Annotated in this window: 22 protein-coding genes and 1 tRNA gene; 11 read left to right on the forward strand and 12 right to left on the reverse strand. The window is 65.4% G+C overall.

Going from position 1 to position 19,445, the window contains the following annotated elements:
• A complete protein-coding gene (locus PJB24_RS06660) occupies positions 1-654 on the reverse strand; it encodes an L-ribulose-5-phosphate 4-epimerase (RefSeq protein WP_420541904.1) in 654 nt (217 codons plus the stop codon).
• On the reverse strand, positions 638-2,332 hold the full coding sequence (araB, locus tag PJB24_RS06665) for a ribulokinase (RefSeq protein WP_273844046.1): 1,695 nt from the start codon (positions 2,330-2,332) through the stop codon (positions 638-640). Before araB ends, PJB24_RS06660 begins: the two co-directional genes overlap by 17 nt.
• 178 nt (positions 2,333-2,510) lie before the next feature.
• Here araB and PJB24_RS06670 point away from each other — a divergent pair, with 178 nt between their 5' ends.
• From PJB24_RS06670 to PJB24_RS06680, 3 genes are read left to right on the forward strand one after another with little or no spacing between them, the layout of a single operon-like run.
• Positions 2,511-3,332: an AraC family transcriptional regulator gene (locus PJB24_RS06670; protein WP_273844048.1), complete on the forward strand. Its 822-nt coding sequence runs from the start codon at positions 2,511-2,513 to the stop codon at positions 3,330-3,332.
• A 38-nt stretch (positions 3,333-3,370) separates the two neighbouring features.
• Positions 3,371-4,867 carry an MGH1-like glycoside hydrolase domain-containing protein gene (locus PJB24_RS06675; protein WP_273844050.1) on the forward strand — a complete coding sequence of 499 codons (1,497 nt, stop codon included), beginning with the start codon at positions 3,371-3,373 and terminating at the stop codon, positions 4,865-4,867.
• A 49-nt stretch (positions 4,868-4,916) separates the two neighbouring features.
• Entirely contained in the window at positions 4,917-5,807 is an 891-nt protein-coding gene (locus PJB24_RS06680) for an isocitrate lyase/PEP mutase family protein (protein WP_273844053.1), read from the forward strand.
• 7 nt (positions 5,808-5,814) lie between these two features.
• Here PJB24_RS06680 and PJB24_RS06685 read toward each other — a convergent pair whose 3' ends face one another.
• Positions 5,815-6,921: a Glu/Leu/Phe/Val family dehydrogenase gene (locus tag PJB24_RS06685; protein WP_273844054.1), complete on the reverse strand. Its 1,107-nt coding sequence runs from the start codon at positions 6,919-6,921 to the stop codon at positions 5,815-5,817.
• 119 nt (positions 6,922-7,040) lie between these two features.
• On the opposite strand from PJB24_RS06685, the gene PJB24_RS06690 reads away from it, so the two are divergent.
• A complete protein-coding gene (locus PJB24_RS06690; protein ID WP_273844055.1) occupies positions 7,041-8,132 on the forward strand; it encodes an RtcB family protein in 1,092 nt (363 codons plus the stop codon).
• Here PJB24_RS06690 and PJB24_RS06695 read toward each other — a convergent pair.
• The gene (locus PJB24_RS06695) at positions 8,119-8,625 is read right to left on the reverse strand and encodes a bifunctional nuclease family protein (RefSeq protein ID WP_273844056.1); all 507 of its coding nucleotides are present in this window, start codon (positions 8,623-8,625) and stop codon (positions 8,119-8,121) included. The two genes, PJB24_RS06690 and PJB24_RS06695, sit on opposite strands and share 14 nt — an antisense overlap.
• 135 nt (positions 8,626-8,760) lie before the next feature.
• Between PJB24_RS06695 and PJB24_RS06700 the strand changes: the two genes are divergently transcribed.
• From PJB24_RS06700 to PJB24_RS06710, 3 genes are all read left to right on the forward strand, one after another.
• Positions 8,761-8,834, forward strand: a tRNA-Ile gene (locus PJB24_RS06700).
• A 204-nt stretch (positions 8,835-9,038) separates the two neighbouring features.
• Positions 9,039-9,968 (forward strand): sugar phosphate isomerase/epimerase family protein, encoded by a 930-nt coding sequence (locus PJB24_RS06705; protein ID WP_273844058.1) that lies wholly within the window; start codon positions 9,039-9,041, stop codon positions 9,966-9,968.
• Positions 9,969-10,062: 94 nt separating this feature from the next.
• On the forward strand, positions 10,063-11,721 hold the full coding sequence (locus tag PJB24_RS06710; protein ID WP_273844061.1) for a hypothetical protein: 1,659 nt from the start codon (positions 10,063-10,065) through the stop codon (positions 11,719-11,721).
• 15 nt (positions 11,722-11,736) lie between these two features.
• On the opposite strand, the gene PJB24_RS06715 is transcribed toward PJB24_RS06710, so the two are convergent.
• From PJB24_RS06715 to PJB24_RS06750, 8 genes are all read right to left on the reverse strand, one after another.
• A complete protein-coding gene (locus PJB24_RS06715; protein WP_273844064.1) occupies positions 11,737-14,055 on the reverse strand; it encodes a glycosyltransferase family 2 protein in 2,319 nt (772 codons plus the stop codon).
• 178 nt (positions 14,056-14,233) lie between these two features.
• A complete protein-coding gene (locus PJB24_RS06720) occupies positions 14,234-14,434 on the reverse strand; it encodes a hypothetical protein (RefSeq protein ID WP_273844067.1) in 201 nt (66 codons plus the stop codon).
• Between the two features lie 39 nt (positions 14,435-14,473).
• On the reverse strand, positions 14,474-15,055 hold the full coding sequence (locus tag PJB24_RS06725) for a hypothetical protein (RefSeq protein WP_273844069.1): 582 nt from the start codon (positions 15,053-15,055) through the stop codon (positions 14,474-14,476).
• Between the two features lie 4 nt (positions 15,056-15,059).
• Positions 15,060-15,656, reverse strand: a complete 597-nt coding sequence (locus PJB24_RS06730) for an Asp23/Gls24 family envelope stress response protein (protein ID WP_273844071.1) — start codon at positions 15,654-15,656, stop codon at positions 15,060-15,062.
• Positions 15,653-15,940, reverse strand: coding sequence for a hypothetical protein (locus PJB24_RS06735; RefSeq protein ID WP_273844073.1), 288 nt, complete (start codon positions 15,938-15,940; stop codon positions 15,653-15,655). The genes PJB24_RS06730 and PJB24_RS06735 overlap by 4 nt, the downstream gene beginning before the upstream one ends.
• Before the next feature lie 79 nt (positions 15,941-16,019).
• Positions 16,020-16,484 carry an Asp23/Gls24 family envelope stress response protein gene (locus PJB24_RS06740; RefSeq protein WP_273844075.1) on the reverse strand — a complete coding sequence of 155 codons (465 nt, stop codon included), beginning with the start codon at positions 16,482-16,484 and terminating at the stop codon, positions 16,020-16,022.
• Between the two features lie 53 nt (positions 16,485-16,537).
• Positions 16,538-16,720 (reverse strand): CsbD family protein, encoded by a 183-nt coding sequence (locus PJB24_RS06745; protein WP_273844077.1) that lies wholly within the window; start codon positions 16,718-16,720, stop codon positions 16,538-16,540.
• A gap of 167 nt (positions 16,721-16,887) precedes the next feature.
• On the reverse strand, positions 16,888-17,163 hold the full coding sequence (locus tag PJB24_RS06750) for a GlsB/YeaQ/YmgE family stress response membrane protein (protein WP_273844078.1): 276 nt from the start codon (positions 17,161-17,163) through the stop codon (positions 16,888-16,890).
• Between the two features lie 264 nt (positions 17,164-17,427).
• On the opposite strand from PJB24_RS06750, the gene PJB24_RS06755 reads away from it, so the two are divergent.
• The 4 genes from PJB24_RS06755 to PJB24_RS06770 all read left to right on the forward strand — a co-directional run bounded on the left by PJB24_RS06755 (position 17,428) and on the right by PJB24_RS06770 (position 19,430).
• A complete protein-coding gene (locus PJB24_RS06755) occupies positions 17,428-17,610 on the forward strand; it encodes a hypothetical protein (protein WP_273844079.1) in 183 nt (60 codons plus the stop codon).
• A gap of 153 nt (positions 17,611-17,763) precedes the next feature.
• Positions 17,764-18,282 carry an RNA polymerase sigma factor gene (locus PJB24_RS06760; RefSeq protein ID WP_273844080.1) on the forward strand — a complete coding sequence of 173 codons (519 nt, stop codon included), beginning with the start codon at positions 17,764-17,766 and terminating at the stop codon, positions 18,280-18,282.
• Complete coding sequence (locus PJB24_RS06765) at positions 18,279-18,590, forward strand: anti-sigma factor family protein (protein ID WP_273844082.1); 312 nt, start codon at positions 18,279-18,281, stop codon at positions 18,588-18,590. Before PJB24_RS06760 ends, PJB24_RS06765 begins: the two co-directional genes overlap by 4 nt.
• A 15-nt stretch (positions 18,591-18,605) precedes the next feature.
• Entirely contained in the window at positions 18,606-19,430 is an 825-nt protein-coding gene (locus PJB24_RS06770; protein ID WP_273844084.1) for a mechanosensitive ion channel family protein, read from the forward strand.
• The last annotated feature ends 15 nt before the right edge of the window (positions 19,431-19,445 follow it).

The raw sequence follows: 19,445 nt of genomic DNA on the forward strand, positions 1-19,445 counted from the left end.
CTAACTCTTCTTCTGGCCGTACTGCGTGGTGTAGCGTTCGTGCAGCCTCGCGATGTCCTCCTCGGAGAGGGGGATGGGCTCGCCGAGCTGAACAGCGAGGAAGCTCGTCCGGGCCACGTCCTCGCACATGACGGCTGCCTTTATCGCCTCCAGCGGGCTCTTGCCGACGGCGAAGACCCCGTGGTTCTGCATCACGACCGCGGGGGACTCCTGCCCCTTCAGCGTCCGGACGACCTCGCGGCCTATCTCCTCGCCGCCGATCGGGGCGAAGCCGCCGCAGGGGATGGGCCCCCCGAACTCGTCGGCCATCGCGGTCAGGAAGCAGGGGATCTCCCTCCCGACGGCGGCCCAGGCGGTCGCGTAGGGACTGTGGGTGTGCACCACCCCGCCGACATCGGGCATCTCGCGGTAGATGTAGCAGTGGGAGGCGGTGTCCGACGAGGGGTTGTAGTGTCCCTCGATGACGTTCGCCTCCTCGTCGACGACGACCATCGACTCCGGGGTGAGCTCCTCGTACCTGAGGCCGCTCGGCTTTATGACGATGAGCCCGGAGTCCGGGTCGCGCCCGCTCAGGTTGCCGCTCGTCCAGGCGACGAGGCCGTTTCTGGGGAGCTCCTGGTGGAGCCTGGCGACCTCCTCACGCAGTTCTCTCAGCCTCACGCTCTCCTCCCTTGCTCTCGCGCTGGATCTTCTTGAGGCGCTTCATGACGTCGTTCTCGCCGCGCCCGAAGTAGTCGTGCAGCGTCTCGTACTCCCGGTAGAGCGCGTCGTAGACGCGCCGGTTCTCCTCGATGGGCCGGTAGACGTCCTCGTGCACCCGGCTCATGTGCCGCGAGGCCTCGGCGATGTCCCTGTAGACCCCGGCGGCGACGGCAGCGTGCATCGCGCTCCCGAGCGCCGGTCCCTGCTCGCTCGCGATGACGTCGAGCGGGTAGCCGGTCACGTCGGCGTAGATCTGCATCAGGAGCCGGTTCTTCATCAGGCCGCCGGCGATGACCAGCCCGTCCACCGCCACCCCGCTCTGCTTGAAGGTCTCGATGATCTTGCGCGTCCCGTAGGCGGTGGACTCGATGAGCGCCCGGTAGATGTCCGGGGCCCGGGTGGCGAGCGTCGCCCCGACCAGCACGCCGCTCAACCCGGCGTCGACGAGCACCGAGCGGTTGCCGTTCCACCAGTCGAGCGCGAGCAGGCCGTGCTCGCCGGGGCGTTGTTTCGCGGCTTCTTCTTCGAGGTGGCCGTGCAGGTCGATCCCTGTTCTGCGGGCGGCCTCGTGGTACTCGGGCGGGACGGCGTGCCTCACGAACCAGCCGAAGATGTCCCCGACCCCGCTCTGCCCGGCCTCGTAGCCGTAGTATCCGGGGACTATGCCGTCCTCGACCACCCCGCACATCCCCGGCACCTCGACCAGACGATCGCCGAGGACCAGGTGGCAGTTGCTCGTCCCGGCGATGATCACCATCTTCCCCGGCTCTACGACGCCCGCGGCGGGGGCGCAGACGTGGGCGTCGACGTTGCCGACGGCGACCGCGGTGCCTTCCCTGAGCCCGGTCCACCCCGCGGCCTCCGCCGTGAGCCCCCCGGCCCGCGACCCGAGCGGCGAGAGCTCGCGCTTCATCTTCTCGTCCACCACGCCCGCGAGCCCGGGGTGCAGCCCGCCGAGAAACTCGTCGTCCGGGAAGCGCCCGTCCTGGTAGATCGCCTTGTACCCGGCCGTGCAGGTGTTGCGCGTCTCGACCCCGCACAGCCGCCAGACTATCCAGTCGGCCGCCTCGATGATCCGGTCGGCCTCCCGGTAGACCTCCGGGGCTTCCTCCAGGATCTGTAACACCTTGGGTAAGAACCACTCCGAGGAGATCTTGCCGCCGTAGCGGGCGAGCCAGCTCTGACCGGTCCTCCGGGCGAGCTCGTTGACCTCGTCCGCCTGCGGCTGGGAGGCGTGGTGCTTCCAGAGCTTGACCCAGGCGTGGGGCTCGTCCCTCCACTCCGGCAGCGTGCACAGCGGCGTGCCATCTTCCTTCACCGGCAGGATGGTGCAGGAGGTGAAGTCTATCCCGACCCCGACGATGGACGCCGGGTCCACCCCGCTCTCGCGCACGGCCTCGGGAACCGCCCGCCTGAGTACCTCGATGTAATCCTCCGGGTCCTGCAGCGCCCACTCCGGGGGGAGCTCCCTGCCGTCGGGCAGCTCCCGGTCCATCACCCCGTGCGGGTAGGCGCAGACCGCGCTCGCCAGCTCCTCCCCGTCGGAGGTGCGCACCACCACCGCCCGGCCCGATTCGGTCCCGAAGTCCACCCCGACCGTGCAGATGTCCGCCCTCTTGCCTTCGCTCATCTCCTCCTCCTCTCTTCGGCCCCAAGTATACGTGCGGATCGAACGTTTTTGATCGCCCGGGGCGTTGGTTTCTGCTGTGCGCCACCCTTCCCGGCACACCCAACCTTCTCACGTCGGCGGCCGGGGTCAACGTGAGGATGGTGTAGAAAAAGGGTACGATTGCGACCCGGTGGGAAAGGTGCAGAGGCTCAGGCTGGGATCGGGGCTACCGGTGCGGGCGCAGAACGCGGGGCTCTTCGTCTCGCGCGGACGCGGGGTGCACCCGGACCGGGTGCTTGGCTCTTACGAGCTCATCTTCGTGCGCGAGGGGACGCTCTCCATATTCGAGGAGGAGCGGCTCTTCGAGGTGGGGGCGGGACAGTCGCTCGTCCTCTGGCCCGGGAGGCGGCACTACGGGGCCGCACCCTACCCCCCGGATCTCTCCTTCTACTGGATACACTTCGAGGTCCGCGAGGCGGGAGCGGGTGATGGAGGGCTGGAGGTGCCCCAGCACGCCACGGTCGGACGTCCGAACCACCTCGCGGAGCTCTTCCGGCGCTTCCTCGACGACCAGGAGTCGCGGTGGCTGGATTCCGTGCGGGCCGCCCTGCTCCTGATGCTGATGCTCTGCGAGGTCTCCGGGGCCGGCCCCTCAACCCGGACCACCGATGGGAACGCCACGCTCCTCGCCTGCCGGGCCGATTCCTACATCCGCACCCACTTCCACGACCCGGCGCTCTCCACCTCGACGGTGGCGCGAGAGCTCGGATACAACCCGGACTATCTGGGCCGGGCCTACCGGGCCGTCTACGGCCAGACGATGACCGAGGCGATCCACTGGCGGAGGACGCGTCACGCCCGCCGGATGCTCATCGAGAGCGACCACAACGTCGAGGAGATCGCCCGCGAGTGCGGCTTCAAGGACGCGAGGTACTTCCGCAGGATCTTCCGCCGCTACGAGGGGATGAACCCGCTCGCCTTCCGGCGGCTCTACGCGCAGGTGCACGTGAACACCGGCTAGCCCTCTTGCAACCGGATCCTTTCCGTGAAACCATCCCTGTGGTGACGCCTCGCTTCGACACCCACCTCGAAGAGCCGCTCGTGAAGGAGAATCCCTTCCGCGGGGCCGGCCCGGACCCGGAGCCCATCCGCGCCTTCGAGGAGGCGCGCTCCGCCCTGCCCGAACCCGTCTGGGAGGGGAGTGAGGACGTCCTCGCCTGCTACCGGCGGGCGTGGGAGCTCGCCTTCTCCAACCTGCGTACCCCCGAGCCGGCGAGCGGGTTCGTCTCGAGCTTCGTGGACACGGCGTTCAACGAGTGCCTCTTCATGTGGGACTCGGCGTTCATCGTGCTCTTCTGCCGCTACGGGAGGCGCGCCTTCGGCTTCCAGCGCACCCTGGACAACCTCTACGCGAAACAGCACCCCGACGGGTTCATCTGCCGCGAGATCGACACCCACACCGGCGAGGACCGCTTCGAACGTTTCGACCCGGCGAGCACCGGGCCGAACGTGCTGCCGTGGGCCGAGTGGGAGTACTACCGCGACACGGGAGACGTGGAGAGGCTCGCGTGCGTCTTCCCGGCCCTGCTCGCCTACCACCGCTGGACGCGGCGTTTCCGCACCTGGCGTGACGGCTCCCACTGGACCTCGGGGCTCGGCTCCGGGATGGACAACCAGCCGCGCTTCGCCGGCACGCGCGAGGAGCGGCTCTTCACCCACGGCCACCTGGTCTGGGCCGACGCCTGCCTGCAGCAGGCCTTCGCCGCCGGCATCCTGACGGAGATGGCCCGCATCCTCGGTCGTGAAGCCCCGGATCTGCCGGCCGAGAGGGAGCGCCTCGTCCGCTACGCGAACGAGAGGCTCTGGGACGAGCGCAGCGCCTTCTACCACGACGCGCTGCCGGACGGTTCGCTCTCCAATATGAAGAGCGTGGGGGCGTACTGGGCGCTTCTCGCCGGCGCGGTACCGCGGGAGAGGCTGGAGCGGTTCGTCGGACACCTGGAGAACCCGGGAGAGTTCTCGAGGCCGCACCGGGTGCCCTCGCTCTCCGCGGACCACCCGGAGTACCGCGCGGACGGCGGGTACTGGCTCGGCGGGGTCTGGCCTCCGACGAACTACATGCTGCTGCGCGGGCTCGAGAGGGTGGGCCGTTGGGATCTCGCGCACGAGATCGGACGCAACCACCTCGAGAACGTCACCCGCGTCTTCGAGCGCACCGGGACCCTCTGGGAGAACTACGCCCCGGAGCGCGAGGAGCCTGGAAACCCGGCCCGCGACGACTTCGTCGGCTGGAGCGGGCTCGGGCCGGTGGCGGTGCTGCTGGAGCAGGTGCTCGGGCTGCACCCCGACGCCCCCGCGGGGCGTCTTCTCTGGGACGTGCGATTGCTCGAAGAGCACGGCGTACTGCGCTACCCGTTCGGGGCGCGGGGTACGCTAGATCTGCTGTGCAGGGCCCGCTCCTCGCCCCTGGAGGAGCCGCGGATAGAGGCCTCATCCAGCACGCCGCTCGAGCTCGTGGTCCGCTGGGAGGGTAAAGAGAAGACGCTGCACCTCTGAAAAACGCGGTTCGTGAACGGAGGGAGTGCTTTCGAGAGGAGGTTTTGCTGTGGGCGTTCTCCGTGGAGGCGGGAACGACAGGAGGCGGAGGCTGCGCGAGCTGCTCGAGAGCGGCGGGTTGGTGGCGGCGCCGGGGGTGTACGACGCGCTCGGCGCCCGGCTCGTCGAGGAGGCGGGGTTCCCCGCGGTCTACATGACGGGGTTCGGGAGCGCGGCCGCGCTCGGCGGGATGCCGGACGTGGGGCTCCTCACGATGAGCGAGATGGTCGAGAACGCCCGCAGGATCGCGCAGGCCGTGGACATCCCGCTGATCGCTGACGCGGACACCGGGTACGGGAACCCGCTGAACGTCATCCGGGCGGTCAAAAGCTACGAGTCCTCAGGCGTTGCCGCGATCCACATCGAGGATCAGGTCTTCCCCAAGAAGTGCGGGCATCTCTCCGGCAAGCAGGTCGTCCCGGTGGAGGAGATGGTACAGAAAGTCCGGGCCGCAATCTACGCGAGGGAGGATCAGGACTTCGTCATCATCGCGCGTACCGACGCGCGGGCCGTCGAGGGGCTCGGGAGGGCGATTGAACGTGCCCGCGCCTACCGGGAGGCCGGGGCCGACGTGCTGTTCGTCGAGGCGGTCGAGAGCGAGGAGGAGGCTGAGACCGTCGCGCGGGAGCTCGCCGGTACGCCACTGCTCTTCAACTGGGTCGAAGGGGGCAAGACCCCGCCGGTATCCGCGGAATGCCTGGAGGAGATGGGCTACTCGCTCGTCATCTTCCCCATAAGCACCCTGCTCGGGGCGACCCGGGAGATGAGGCGGGTCCTGCGGGAGATCCGGGAGAGGGGGACCCCCAGGGCGCTCTCCGGGGAGTCCCCCTCGTTCTCCGGGTTCGTCGAGTTCATCGGGCTCCCCGAGGTGAGGGAGCTCGAGGGGCGCTTCGGCGGCTAGGGAATCCTCAGAGGACCTCGCGCTGGCGCGGCCTCTCCCCGTAGGGGTGTCCGGTGTGCAGGCGCTCTATCGAGCTTATCGCCTGGATGCGCTCCAGGGCTAAGGTGTCGGCGGCGACGTTAGTCGGGACGCCGTCCCGCCTGGATATGGCGATTATGCTCTTCATCGAGTCGTAGATGCGCTTCACGCGCTGGGTCGCCCGGGCCCGGTTGTAGCCTTCGAGCTCGTCGGCGACGTTTATCAGGCCGCCGGCGTTTATGACGTAGTCGGGGGCGTAGAGGATGCCCCGCCCGGCCAGCTCTTCCCCGTGACGCGGCTCGAGGAGGACGTTGTTCGCGCTCCCGGCGACGATGCGGCAGCGGAGGCGTGGGAGCGTCTCGTCGTTGATCACGGCGCCGAGCGCGCAGGGGGCGAGGATGTCGCAGGGGACCGAGAGGATCTCATCCGGCTCCACCGGCTTGGCGGAGAACTCGGAGATCGCACGCTCTATCGCCGCGTCCTCCACGTCGGTGACGATGAGGTTCGCGCCCTCCTCGTGCAGCAGCCGGCAGAGGTTGTAGCCCACGTGCCCGAGGCCCTGCACGGCGACCGTCAGCCCTTCGAGCGAGGACGATCCGAAGACCTCCTCGGCGCAGGCACGCATCCCCTGCAGCACGCCGAGCGCGGTGAACGGCGAGGGGTCGCCCGAGCCGCCGTGGGTCACGTCCGCGCCGACCACGTGTGAGGTCTCGACCCGGATGTGCGCCATGTCCTCGGTCGATGTGCCCACGTCCTCTGCGACGATGTAGCGGCCGCCGAGCGTCTCTACGTAGCGCCCGAAGGAGCGGAAGAGCGCCTCGGACTTGTCGGTGTGGGGATCCCCGATGATCACGGACTTCCCGCCCCCGAGGTTGAGGCCGCTCGCGGCGGCCTTGTAGGTCATCCCCCTGGCTAGTCGCAGTACGTCTACCAGCGCCTCGTCCTCGCTCGCGTAGGGGTACATCCGGCAGCCGCCGAGCGCGGGTCCGAGCGTCGTGTCGTGTATGGCTATGATCGCCCGCAGCCCCGTCTGCCTGTCGTGGCAGAAGACGACCTGCTCGTAGCGGTGTTCGGAGAGCTCCGCGAAGATCTCCATCTTTCCTCCTTTCCCGAACGCTGTCCGGGAAGAGATTCTACTATCGGCGGGGGAGGGTCGGGCGCGCGGCGCGACGCCTTGCATGCTATCATGCCCGCTCGGATGCATGAGCATGCTCCTTGGATGCGTCGAGGGAGGAGATGGCCGAGCGGGCTTCTGAATTCGAGTGGCGGCTGGAAGGGGAGGAAGCCGAGATCGTCCTCTACGCCCCGGACGATTCGGCGGCCGGGAGGGTACTCCCCGCTGCATCTCTGGAGGGGGGCGAGAGCCCCGTCTACGCGGTCCACTCGGGGGAGGGTTTCGGCTGGGTCCTCGCCGCGCGCTTCGCCGCGCCGGACCTCTTCTCCGCGCCCTCCTGCGGGCTCCTTCTGCGCACCGGCGTGCGCTCCGACAGCCTCGACGTGTCGCCCGGGGATCTCGTGCCCGTGATCCTGCGCCGCCTCTCCGAAGTCGTCCCGCCGCCGCTGAACGCCTCCGCCGCGGGGAGGCTCTGCGAGGCGGGGGCCGCCTTCGCCGCCGAGGAGGGGTTGATCGAGGAGGAGGATCTCGAGGTGTTCGGGCGTTCTGGAGGGGCCCCTGACGCGTTGGGCCGGCGCGCCCTCGCTGCCGCGGAACGGGACTGGGAGGAACCCGCAGCGGTCGACGTCCGGGTGGTCGGGGATGTCTTCGACGCCGAAAGGGCCGAAGAAGTCGGGATCGAGAGGGGAGAGATCATCGTGGTGGTGCGCGCCGGGAGCGGGGACCTCGGGCGTCTCGCCGTTGAAGCGCATCGCGGGCGGATACTGAGCCGCGTGAGGAGCGGCGTCTTCGACGGGCGCGAGGACCTGCCCGCCGCTCCCGCGGACGGGGAGGAGACGTGCGACCTGCTCGCGGCGGTCGGAGCCGCCACCGCCTTCGCCGGGGGACGCGCCGCGCTACGGCTCTGGGCCCTGCGCAGAGCCCTGCGGGAGGATCTGCCGGAGCTGGTGCCCGTCGCCTCGTGGGGCGTTGGGGGGCTGAGAGAGGAAGAGGGCCATCTGGTGCACCGGCGTCATCTCGCCGTCGCAGGCGAGGGGCAGATACTCTGCACCGGCAGGTTCGCGACCGCCTCTCTCGGGGCTATGTTGCGAAGCGCGCCTCCCTTCGGCGTCGCGGAGCGAGAAGGAAAGTGGCCCTGGGAGGAGGCCGGTCTCGTGCAGAGGATCGCGGACCTTGAGCCTACTTCTCCCTGAAGTCTTCCGGGGAGACCCGCTCGACCCACTCCTTGAACTTGTCCACGATCTCCTCTTCTGCGGTCTCCTCCATCGACTCCTCGAAGACCACGGCCGCCTCCTCTATCACCTCGTCTGCCGCGAAGATCTCTGCCCCCGAGCGTACGGCGAGGGCTATGGCGTCCGAAGGCCTGGAGTCTACCTCGACGGTCCGGCCGTCGATCTCGAGCGTGATCGTGGCGTAGAAGGTCGAGTCCTCGAGCTTGGTGACCGTGACGCGCTCCATCCGGGCACCGAGCTCGTTCACGAGGTTGACCGTCAGGTCGTGGGTGAGCGGGCGCGGGAACTCCTGGTTCTGGAGCTTCATGAGGATTGCACGGGCTATGTCCTGCCCGATCCAGATCGGAAGGTAGCGGTTGTCGTTCTCGACCTTGAGGATGACGATCGGAGTGGAGCTGAAAAGGTCCATGTTTATGCCGTAGATGGACATCCTGGTGAAGCCGTCGGCGCTCACTGGCTATGCTCCTCTCAAGCTGCGAAGCCTTGATCTCACACCCAACATCGAGCAGATTTTACTTCCGGCCCCCTTTCTCTTCAATCAGCTTGTCAGCAGGGCCGGGGTGTTGTACATTAGTTGCGCCGATCCTTCGGGCCTGTAGCTCAGCCGGTTAGAGCGCTTCTCTGATAAGGAAGAGGTCCCTGGTTCGAGTCCAGGCAGGCCCACCCCTGAAGTTCCCCGCCCGCGGGTGGCACGGTCTGCGGAGGGCACGGACACGCTCCGTAGCCCCCGTACTTCTGTCGCACAACTCCTCCAGCAGGAGGGGCGCTTTTTAAGGACGAGTTATCCCTCTTTTAACCCGGGTTTCACCTGCTGTCTCCGGCTCAGGCCTATACTCGGTGAGGCCGTTGCGAGGACGAGGAGGGTTAATGAGGGCCGTAGGCGTAAACCTCGAGGGCGTGTTCATGGTGGGATGTGAGGAACTCTCGGATGCCGCGAGAGAGCTCTGGAAGACCGGTCCGGACTTCATCGAGGTCGCGCCGCACCTGCTCGGGGTTATTCTCGGCGGTCGGCTGGATGGGGCCAGGGTAAGAGAGGTGCACCGGGTGCTCCTCGAGGCGGGGCCGTCCTATACCGTGCACGCTCCGCACAGGATCAACCTCATGACCCCCGACCCGGCGGAGCGCGGGCTTTACCTTGAGGTTTTGAAATCCAGCGTGAGGTTCGCCTCCGAGATCGGAGCCCGGGTCGTGGTGTGCCACGCCGGGTTGCGCAGGAACGCGCGCGACGCCGGCGTGGGCATCGAGGAACAGCTCGAAGGCGAGCGGCGCGCGCTCGCCGAAGCTGGAGATCTAGCCCAGAGTCTCCGGGTCAACATAGCTGTCGAGAATTCTTATCCGGAGCCTTCGGTGCTGCGCGGTGAGCTCTACGCCTACGCGGCGCGTCCCTCCGCGCTCGCGGCCCAGCTGGCCGTCCTCGATCACCCGGCTGTTGGCATGTGCCTGGACGTCGGGCACGCCGCGATCGCCGCGGGTGCCTGCGGATTCGACCTCGTGGAGGAGTGCCGGGCCGCCGCACCGGTCGTACGCCACGTACACCTGCACGACAACCTCGGTGTGCCCGATTACCACGCCGAACCCCTCGTCTCGGAGCGCTGGGCCATGGGGTGCGGGGATCTCCACCTTCCGCCGGGCATGGGTGGGTTGCCGCTCGCGGAGATCTTGCGTGCTCTGGAACCGTGCGGGGGAGGCGCCGCTTGCTGCCTCGAACTCTCACCGCCCGTACGCCGGGGCATACCGCAGGCGCTCGACCGCGCACGCAAGCTCCTGGAGGGCATGGCCGTACCTGCCGCCGGCTGAGGGCGGACCCGGGGTTTCTCCTCCGGGGTTACGAAACGGCCCCGCTGGTTGAAGAACGTTAAAGAACGGTGCCGCGTCGACCGACAAACGGTATGTGACCGAACGCGACGCTTCTGCAGAGACAGCAGTAAAGAGAACCGGGAAGAGGCGGCGCGGGCTCGTCCACGTCCTGGCGGCCTTCACGCTTGTATCCGCGCTGCAGTTTGCCTTCGGGATGTGGATGGATGGCCGGGGATTTCTTTGGGGGGACGCCCTCAGCCGGGCTACGAGCGCGCTACTGGCGCTCTACGGCACGGATCCTCACCTGGCCGCCATAGGCTTCGTCTGGATGCCACTGCCCACGCTCGTGGAGCTCGCCTGGGTCTCGATATATCCGCTGTGGCCCGGGGTCGTCTCGAGTGGTTTCGCCTCCACCCTGACGACGGCGCTGTGTGGAGGGTGTACGGCGGCGCTGCTCATGGCGGCCTCCCGGAGGTTTGGGATCCGTCCATTCATCGGGTGGGCGTTCGTGCTCGTGGTCTGCCTGGATCCCATGCTCTTCCTTTTCGCCTCCAACGGTATGAGCGAGGGGGTCGCCGCCCCTTTTCTGATCGGCGCCACCGTCTGTATCGCGCTGTTCTGGCATACCGGGCAGCGCAGGTATGTGGCGATGGCCGCGCTCGCGCTCGCCCTGGGCTTCGCCTCCCTCTACCAGGCGGTACAGTATGGCGGCGCCCTTCTGTTGGTGCTGGCGCTCGGCATCCTGTACGGCGACGAGGCCAGACCCTCGACCCCGCAGGGGCGGTGGCGGGCGCTGGAGGCGCTGGGGTTGCTTCTCATCGTCCCGAGCGTCTACGTGGGCTTTGTGTGGGTGGTGGCGAACTGGACGATAATGGGCGACCCATTATATTTCGCGCACAGCCAGTACTCGAATCAGGGGGTGGTGAGCGCATACGCGGGGGCCCGGCTCGCAGCCAGGGCCTCCGGGGACCTCTGGTCGTCTGTGCTCTACGTCGGGGAGCGTACCGCTCCCTTCCTGATCCCCGCTGTTTTCCTCGTTGTGATCCGGGTACTCGAGGGAAGGTTCAGGGGCCCGGGCACCCTCGCAATAATCCTGCTCGCGCTGAGCGTGCCGCTCGGAATGATGGTGCCGCAGGTCTACTCTGGCAGTTCTTTCGGGTGGCTGCGCTACTTCATGTATCCGCTGTTCGCGGCGGCTGGATGGGGCCTGTACGAAATCGCATCCGGGAGGAAGAGGCTGCTGAGCTGCGTGCTGGTCCTTGCGGGGTGGGTCGCCGCCTTCCCGGCTGTGCTGTGGGCGATGGAAACCCCTTCCATCGGTCAGGACGAACATCCGGTCATCCGCGCCCTGACTACCGGGGAGGACGCCTCTCAGGTGGGGTTCACGAACTACCTGGAGGATGAGGCTCCCGTCGCACGCTACGTCGAGGATCGAGTCATGCGGAGGGGAGCCGTTGTCGCCGTGGATGCGTTGCAGGGATGGCCCCTGGCCGCCCAGATGGATCCTGCAGACCTGGGTCACCTGCTGATCCTCACCCCGGACAGGAGGTTCCAGCGGGCGGTAGCCGAACCGGAGAGGTACCACGTCTCCTATCTCCTCGTGCCCGACCCCCGGAAATACCGGGGGGATCTCATAAACCAGACCTACCCGAGCCTTTGGGAGGGGAGACAGCCGGGGTTCGAGCTGGTTGAGAAGTTCCCCGAGACGATGCAGGGCTGGCGGCTGTACCGGGTTGAGGAGGGTGGGGCGTGATCCGGACGGGCTTCTCTAGGAGGGCTGCTCCCCGACGTTCTCAAAGTGCAGCCCGTGTTCGGTCTTCTGCCAGTAGTGCGGGCGGACGATCAGCTCATAGAGCGCCATATACCCCGCAATGCTCATGAGCAACCAGTAGATCGGGATCAGCAGCGTGTAGGGCGAGAGGTCGTCCTCTCCCTTGGCCACTGTTCCCATAAGGCCCAGGAAGATGAAGAAGAAGTTCCCGATGAGGAGGCTCGCGAGTGCCAGATAGTAGACCGGACCGGGGAACAGCGCGGGAATCCAGCCTGGCCTGAGTAGTATCCAGAGCGCGAGAAGGAGCCAGAAAACGGGCGAGACCAGGACGGTGTAGATCAGGCCACCCACCGTCGCGAGCAGGTGCAGGGTGTTCTTCGCACCGACTTCCCGGCAGAGCCTGACCGGATGTCGGGTGTGGACGAGGAAGGTCTGCATGTAGCCCTTGATCCAGCGCGAACGCTGCCGGAGCCAGTTCTTCAGCTTGCTGTTGGCCTCCTCGTAGGTGGTGGAGTCGAGCATCCTGGTGGTTTTACCCATCCTGGCGAGTCGGATGCCGAGGTCGGCGTCCTCGGTGACGTTGTAGGGGTCCCAGCTCATCGTGTCTTTGAGCACGTCCGCCCGGAAGTGATTCGAGGTGCCGCCCAGCGGTATGGGTGCCTCCATCCTGTGCAAACCGGGCAGGAACATCTCGAACCATGCGGCGTACTCCAGCGAGAACCACCGGGTCAGGATGTTCTGGCGTGGGTTGTAGTAGTTGAGCTTGGCCTGTATACAGGCCACCTCTTCGCCGCAGTGTTCGAATCCCCACGCCGCCGCCTTGAGTTGTTTCGGGTCCGGCTGGTCCTCGGCGTCGTAGATGGTGATGAGCTCACCCCGGGCGTACAGCAGACCGTAGAGCATCGCCTTGGGTTTGGTTCTGGGTTCGCCCGGTGGTACCTTGAGGACCCGCAGCCAGCCCGGCCGCGCACCCTTTTTCGGGACCGCGACCGGCCCGGACGACTCCGGAACCTGGAGCATCCTGAGCCACCCCGGTTTGTCAACCTCTTCGACTGCCGAGAGGGTCTGTTCGTCGTCCTCCTCGACCAGCAGCAACCCGTCGAGCTTGTGTTTTGGATAGTCCAGCCGAGAGAGTGCCTCGAAGAGCGAGCGCAGCGTGGAGGGCTTCTCTTTGTAGACCGGCAGTAGCAGCGTGTAGACAGGGAGTGTACGTTCGTCCAGGGAAGCGAGATCCTCTTCGGTAGGGCTCAGGCTCGATCCGGAACGCCAGCCCTGCCAGGCCGTGTACATCCGATAGGCGCCGTAGGCGACGTAGAGCAGGGTGCCGATCGCCGCGAGCGTCGCGGCCACGGTGGCGGGGAGCAGGATGATACAGCCCACCAGCGCGGCGAGGATCAGGACCGCCCCCGCCAGCTGGAATCGAGAGAGTCGGTTGCCGAAGGCGGAGAAATGGGGCGTGCGCTCGAGCAGGCTGGCGACGACCTCGTCCACGTCGCTCCTCGCGTACAGGGCGCTCAGCAACGCCTCTATGGTCTCCGTGTCGGCGAGCTTCGGCTCGATGGGCCTCCGGAGATAATCCCTTACCGCCGCGACCTTCTCTGACGACGGATCCGCAAAAGCGACGGGGATGGAGCCCCGGGCTTCGCCGCGGAGAGCCACCGCACGATTCCTGCGTGCCAGTTCCGGGGGGAGCAGGGGAGCGGGACGCTCGGCTGGCGATGTGGAGGGCAGGCCGAGCTGCTCTGAGAGGACATCTATCAGGGTCCTCGAATCGATAGCACCCTCCGCGAGCAGTATCTCCCCGAGTCTTCCTCCGCTGCGGCGCTGTTCTCGTAGTGCCAGCAGCAGGTCTTCCTCCCCGATTGCCCCCCGGTCGATAAGCAGCCTCCCCAGACGGCGAAACTTCCGGGCTTCGTCTTCGGCGGGGGGGAAGGCCGCCGTGAGCAGGGCGTCTATCTCCCTGCCGGGGGCGAGTCGGAGGGGCCTGCTGGAGAGCGCGCCTCCCGGGAGCGGGCCGAATGGATCCGCTAGGACCACCTCACCGGACGCGAGCGGGGCCCAGCGCCGGGCTTTGAGCAGCTCCGGTCCCGCGAGACGTGCTGCTTCCAGGTCGAGTTCGCCCCCCTCAAGCGGCCTGCCAAGCGGGGGAATCCCCGAGGCTTCCGAGAGCACTTCCACCGCGCCGGCGGGACCCAGCTCCTCGATTACCAGCCAGGAAGGATATCCGAGCTCCAGCCTCCTCCTGGCCCGCTCCACGTCACGTATGATCCCACGTTCGATGAGTCCCTCGATTAGCTCCCGCACGCTCTCCCTCAAGACCTGCTTCAGCTCCTTCTCGAAGATCTGGAATGGTTGTTCCTTTGATCGGCACGGAGGGCGAAAACTTTAGTGATGAGGGTTATGGAAAAGCCCCTCCTCTGAATGGGAGGGGCTTGGATGCAATGGTGACGCGGATGGTACGAAAAGAAAGGGTTTGCCGGCCCGGATGCCGGCTTCAGAGGCGGTTGCTGCGCCCGCGCACCCGCTCCTGGATCTCTTCAACGTCGAGCTCACCTTCGAGGAACCTGCCCACTAGATATCCCACTATGCCCAGGATGATCGCCACCACGGTGATCCCGACCCCGAGCGTGCTGCCTACTATCACGAGCCCCACACCGATTATCGCTCCCCACTCCCTGTAGCTGAAGGAACTCAAAGTCTCGTTCTCCTTTCTCTTTAGCTGGTCTTCCGGCTTCTACCTGACAGAGCGTTTCTCGGAAGGCTCGAGCGTCCGCTTCACTATCACCTCTACCTCGTCCGCCCGCACCCTCTGTTTCTGGTACTCCTGCCTGATCTTCTCCTTTACTTTCTGCGCCAGGTTGGAGAGGTTCGTTCCGGAGGGAGCTTCTATGACGCAGCGTACCCGGTTGACTTCGTCCCCGCTTCGCAGGGTGATGTTTGCCGAAAGGGCTCCGGCCTCCAGTGCGGCACCCTCGGCGAGCGCCCTCAGGGCACGTGGTTGGATGCGCACCTCTTTGCCTGGGGTATCTTCTATTATCACGTCGTCGGGACGCTTTATCCTGGGCAGGATCTCGGCCAGAAACAGCACGAAGAAGATCACCGCGGCCACGATTCCCCCCACTCCGTAGGCGCTCTTCGCGCTCTGTATGGACGAGATGGAGAGCTTCCCCAAAGCGTTGACCGCCGCCTGGTAGTCGAAGTAGGAGCTTATCTGACTCTGAGGTATCACACCATAGCCGATGAGGAGCAGGAGCACGGGGATGATTATGATTATCAGGGCGAATATGATCAGAACCAGCCGGTTGAAGAAGTTCACCGCCCTACCTCACCCTCCTTCTCACGCTACGGGGGTCGGTCTCCTTGAGGTCGATCTTCACCCCGTTCGCCACCTTCTGTGGGTAGCCGAGCGCACGGATCTTCTCCCTGACCTTCCTCCCGAGCGTGTTCTTGAGCTCAGTGGGATTCGCCGCGCCTTCACGCATCTTAGCCTCCACCCTGACCTTCGCGCCGCCTCCGCGCCTGGGCTTCACGCTCGCGGAGGACTCGAGCACCCTGCCGTCTTCTTCGACGGCTTCGACCAGCTCATCTTCCAGAGCGGAGCGGCTGGTGTAGAGTCCCTGCCCCACCCTCAGGTAGCGCGGTCTCGGCGGCTTGAGCTCGGCGAAGAGCAGCAGCAGCCCTATAAGGGCGATGACCACGAGTACGACCGTCTCGAGCACCGTGGGACTCTGCCCGCCCACGTCTCGGACGAAAGCCTTCAGCCCGGAGTAGAAGGGTGTCCCGGAGAGGGGCCCCTTCAGCGGTATCTCGGAGAGGTTGTACCCGAAGAGCCCGAAGCAGTAGATGAAGAGGAAGGCGCCGCAGAACGTGAGTGCCGCGAAGACTAGTGCCATGAGGACGCGGTTGAATATTCTCATCCCTCCACGACCTCCTCCACGTCGTCTATGACGACGCTCACCTCGCGGCGGCCGTTCCCGACCCGCCGGGATACCTCGTCCTTGACCTCTCGCCCGAGTTCGGGTAGGGACTTCGGCGGCGGGTAACCGGCGACCACGTGTACTTCTAGCTCCCCACCGCTGCCGACTACGACGCCGACGACTTTGTCGTTGGCCCCGTAGGTCGCCGCCTCGGCATAGACTCCGCTACCGAGGCGCACGACGCCCTCCACGGCGAGGGCGGCCTCCGAGGCCGCCCTCGCCACACGAAGGGCATCATCTCCGGCAGGAAACGCTCCCCCGTGTCGCTCTTCGTTGTTCGTTGTCTCGGACACCCTGGAGAACCTACTGCACTCTGCCGCCGCGGCCCTGCTCTATCTGACGGCGATCCTCCTCGCCTTCGTCCTCACCCGGGAAGTAGATGTCGTCAACCTCTATGTTGACCTCCTTGACCTTAAGCCCAACAAGGCTCTCTATGCGGCTTATGACGTTCCTTCTCACAGCCTCGGCAAGCTGCGGTATCGGCTTGCCATACTCGGTGGTCATCTTCAGATCCACCGCCGTCTCCTCCTGGCCCACCTCAACGGAAACCCCCCGCGTCTGACCGCTGACTCCAGGGACGTTGCCGATGAGGTTGCCAACGGCTCCTGCAGCACCACCACTGCCCATCCTCACGCCGTCTATCTCCTGGGCGGCGATGCCGGCTATCCTGGCTACCACGTTGTCCTCTATCCTGGTCGAGCCCCGGCCGCTCTGCAGCCCACCCGACTGCTGCTGGCTCTGCCTGTTCCTCTCTCGCTGCTCGGTCATCTTCCCTCCTTGTGAGCTTTTTCTTTCCGCCGGATTCGTCTCTTTGTACGGTGCTACTTCCCGAACTTCTCCTTTACGTCGCCCTTCTTCTCCTTGAGCTCACCTTCCTTCTGCTCGGCCTTGCCCTCGCTCTTCTTGGCCTCGTCGCCCGTCACGGCCCCGGCCGCCTCCTTGAGCTTGCCCTTGGCCTTGTCCACAAGACCCTCCACCTTGTCGCGCTGGCTGTCGCTGGCCATCAGTCTCTCCTTTCGTTGCTCTATCGGCAAATTTTTATATCCTCAACCGTTTCAAGGATGAAGCAGTATATACCCCGACATTGTTTTTACTAACTTCTTGGATGTCACTTCATTTTAAAAGTGTCTTCTTGTCACCCCCATCATCTCGCTGTCGTCGTTCGGAGGTATCAGCGCCTGCGGCTGGAATAGCCCCTGTTGCCGGCCACCAGCCGGTAGATCACGAGCAGTACCACCGCTCCTATCACCGAGACGATCACCGAGGCCACGTTCACCCCGCTCACCCCGGGACCGCCCAGAGCACCGACTATCGCCCCTCCTACGATCGCCCCGACGATGCCGATCACGACAGTAACCACCAGCCCGCCGGGATCCCTGCCGGGCATGATCCACTTCGCTATGGCGCCGGCTATGAGCCCCAGCACTATCCAGGATATGATGCCCAAGAGAAGTTCTGCACCTCCTCGTCTTTCGTTTTCGTTTTCCATCCCATATGACAGGGCATCTCCGGCTGGCGTTACACCTGGGAGCAAAATTTCGTTTGCGGGTTTGATCCAGACGCCGGTCCGGGCGTAATGAAATGTGTGTGATGGTTGTCATCTCCAGAAGAGGGATTCTGTCACCGGGATCTCCCGGCCGGTTCACAGGCGAATCTTTCTGGAATGGAAGGGGTGTTCTGTTTGGAGTTACCTCATGGTTACAGAGCCGACATGAGCGACCCGGACGTCATCCTGCTCCTGGCGGAGGATGGGCATGTCGTCGGGCGGTTCTCCGCGCTCGGTGCCAGCATGGAAGAGATAGGGCGCGCCGCTTGGGAGGATTTCTTTATGCGCTCCGACGAGATAGGGTGCAGCAACGAAAGCTCTCCGCACGACGAGCATGGAGGAGGGTGATGGAGGGAGGATTTGGGCACCTTTACAGAGGCCTGACGTTGCCGCATGTGGCAACATACCGCCAGCCGATCGGGAAACGTTCGTCATCCGGTAACGTGAGAAGGGTCAGAGCTGTCTAATACCGGTGATACAAAGTTAAGTGACCATGCACTTGTGGCGCGCACGCTCTCTGGAGACAGAGGGGCTTTCACCCGGCTCCTCAGGCGCCACGAGAAGGCGGTTTACAGGGTCTGCTACAGGGTGCTCGGAGACCCGGAGGATGCAAAAGACGCGACCCAGGAGGCTTTCATCCGGGCGTACGAGAAACTGGACAGCTTCGAGGGGCGCAGCGCTTTCCGCACGTGGCTGCTGCGCGTGGCATTGAACGTGAGCCTGAACATTAACAAGAAAAACAGGAGAGAGCGGGCGCAGCAGCTGCCATCGGAAGAGCGGCTGCTCGGGGTGGATCCCGCCCCCGGACCCGAGCAGAGTGCGGTGAGCTCCGAGCAACTCGAGCAGCTGCACCAGGCTCTATCCCACCTCGATGACAACCACCGGGCTGCCGTGGTTCTGAGAGATCTCGAAGGGCTCTCGTACGCCGAGATCTCGCAGGTGCTCGACGTGGCGGAGGGCACGGCGCGGGTCTGGGCCTTCAGGGGTCGGGCGAAGCTGAAGGATCTCATAAGCCCATGAAAGAGGAGGAAATCTACGAGATGATCCCTTCATATCTCGCTGGGGAGCTCTCGGAGGAGGAGGCCAGGATGGTCGAGCGGGCGCTCGAGAGTTCCCGGTGGCTCAGGCATGAACTGGAACGCTACGAGAGGCTGTTCGTTCTGCTCTCTGCAGCGGCGGCGCAGGAGATAGAGCCTCCCTGGGACCTGGAGGTGCGCATCAGGGCCCAGGTGGCCATGAGAGCCTACCTCAAGGCAGCCTTCGAGATAGTCGAAGGACTTGCAGGAAACTACGGACGTGCACTTATCTATTACCTTGGGCTCTCATGAGATGAGGAGGTAAAGTTGAACGAAGCGGGATCTACCCTTCTGGCCTACATACCGCACGTCCTCGGTGCGCTGGCGATCCTCGTGGCCGGGATCGTGCTCGGCACCCTGGCGAGGGGTGGCTCGAGGGTGGTGCTCGAAAAGCTGAGCTTCGATGACGCCTGTGAACGGGTCGGTATAAGCTCGATCATGCGCGAGGGCGGCGTAAGGCGTACTCCCAGCCAGCTCGTCGCCCTGATCATCTTCTACGCCATAATCCTCATAGCGGTCCTCGCTGCCCTTGGGCCGCTCGGTTTGGACTTCCTCGCCACCACGCTCAACAAACTGCTCCTGTACGCACCGAAGGCACTCGCTGCGGTCCTGATACTCTTCCTGGGAACCTCCGCCTCGGGGCTTCTGGCCGAGCTCACCGCCCGGGGACTGCAGAGCGCGGGGGTGAGGCGTACCGGGGCGCTCTCCGGCATAGTGCGCGTCGGGGTGGTGACGGTCGCAGTAATCCTGGCCGCCGCGATGCTCGGGATAAACGTTTCCATCCTCATAGCCATAGCCGTGGTCGTCCTCGGCAGCGTGGGGCTTACTGCGTCTCTGGCCTTCGGACTTGGGCTGAGAGACCTGTCTCGCAACATAGCGGCAAGCCGCTACATCTCCGAGAGGATCGCAGAGGGAGAGGAGGTGGTCTTGGATACCGTCCGCGGCAGGGTCGAGAGCATAGGGTTCGCGACTACCACCATACGCAACGTCAGAGAGGGGGTCGTGTACGTCATACCCAACGCCCGATTCATGGAACACGTCGTGCTCAAGCGGATCGAAGCTCCCGACGGCGAGAGTGAGCAGGAGATATGACACCGACCCGTGATT

This window comes from Rubrobacter calidifluminis (genome assembly GCF_028617075.1).
In the GTDB taxonomy this organism is placed as follows: Bacteria; Actinomycetota; Rubrobacteria; order Rubrobacterales; family Rubrobacteraceae; genus Rubrobacter_E; species Rubrobacter_E calidifluminis.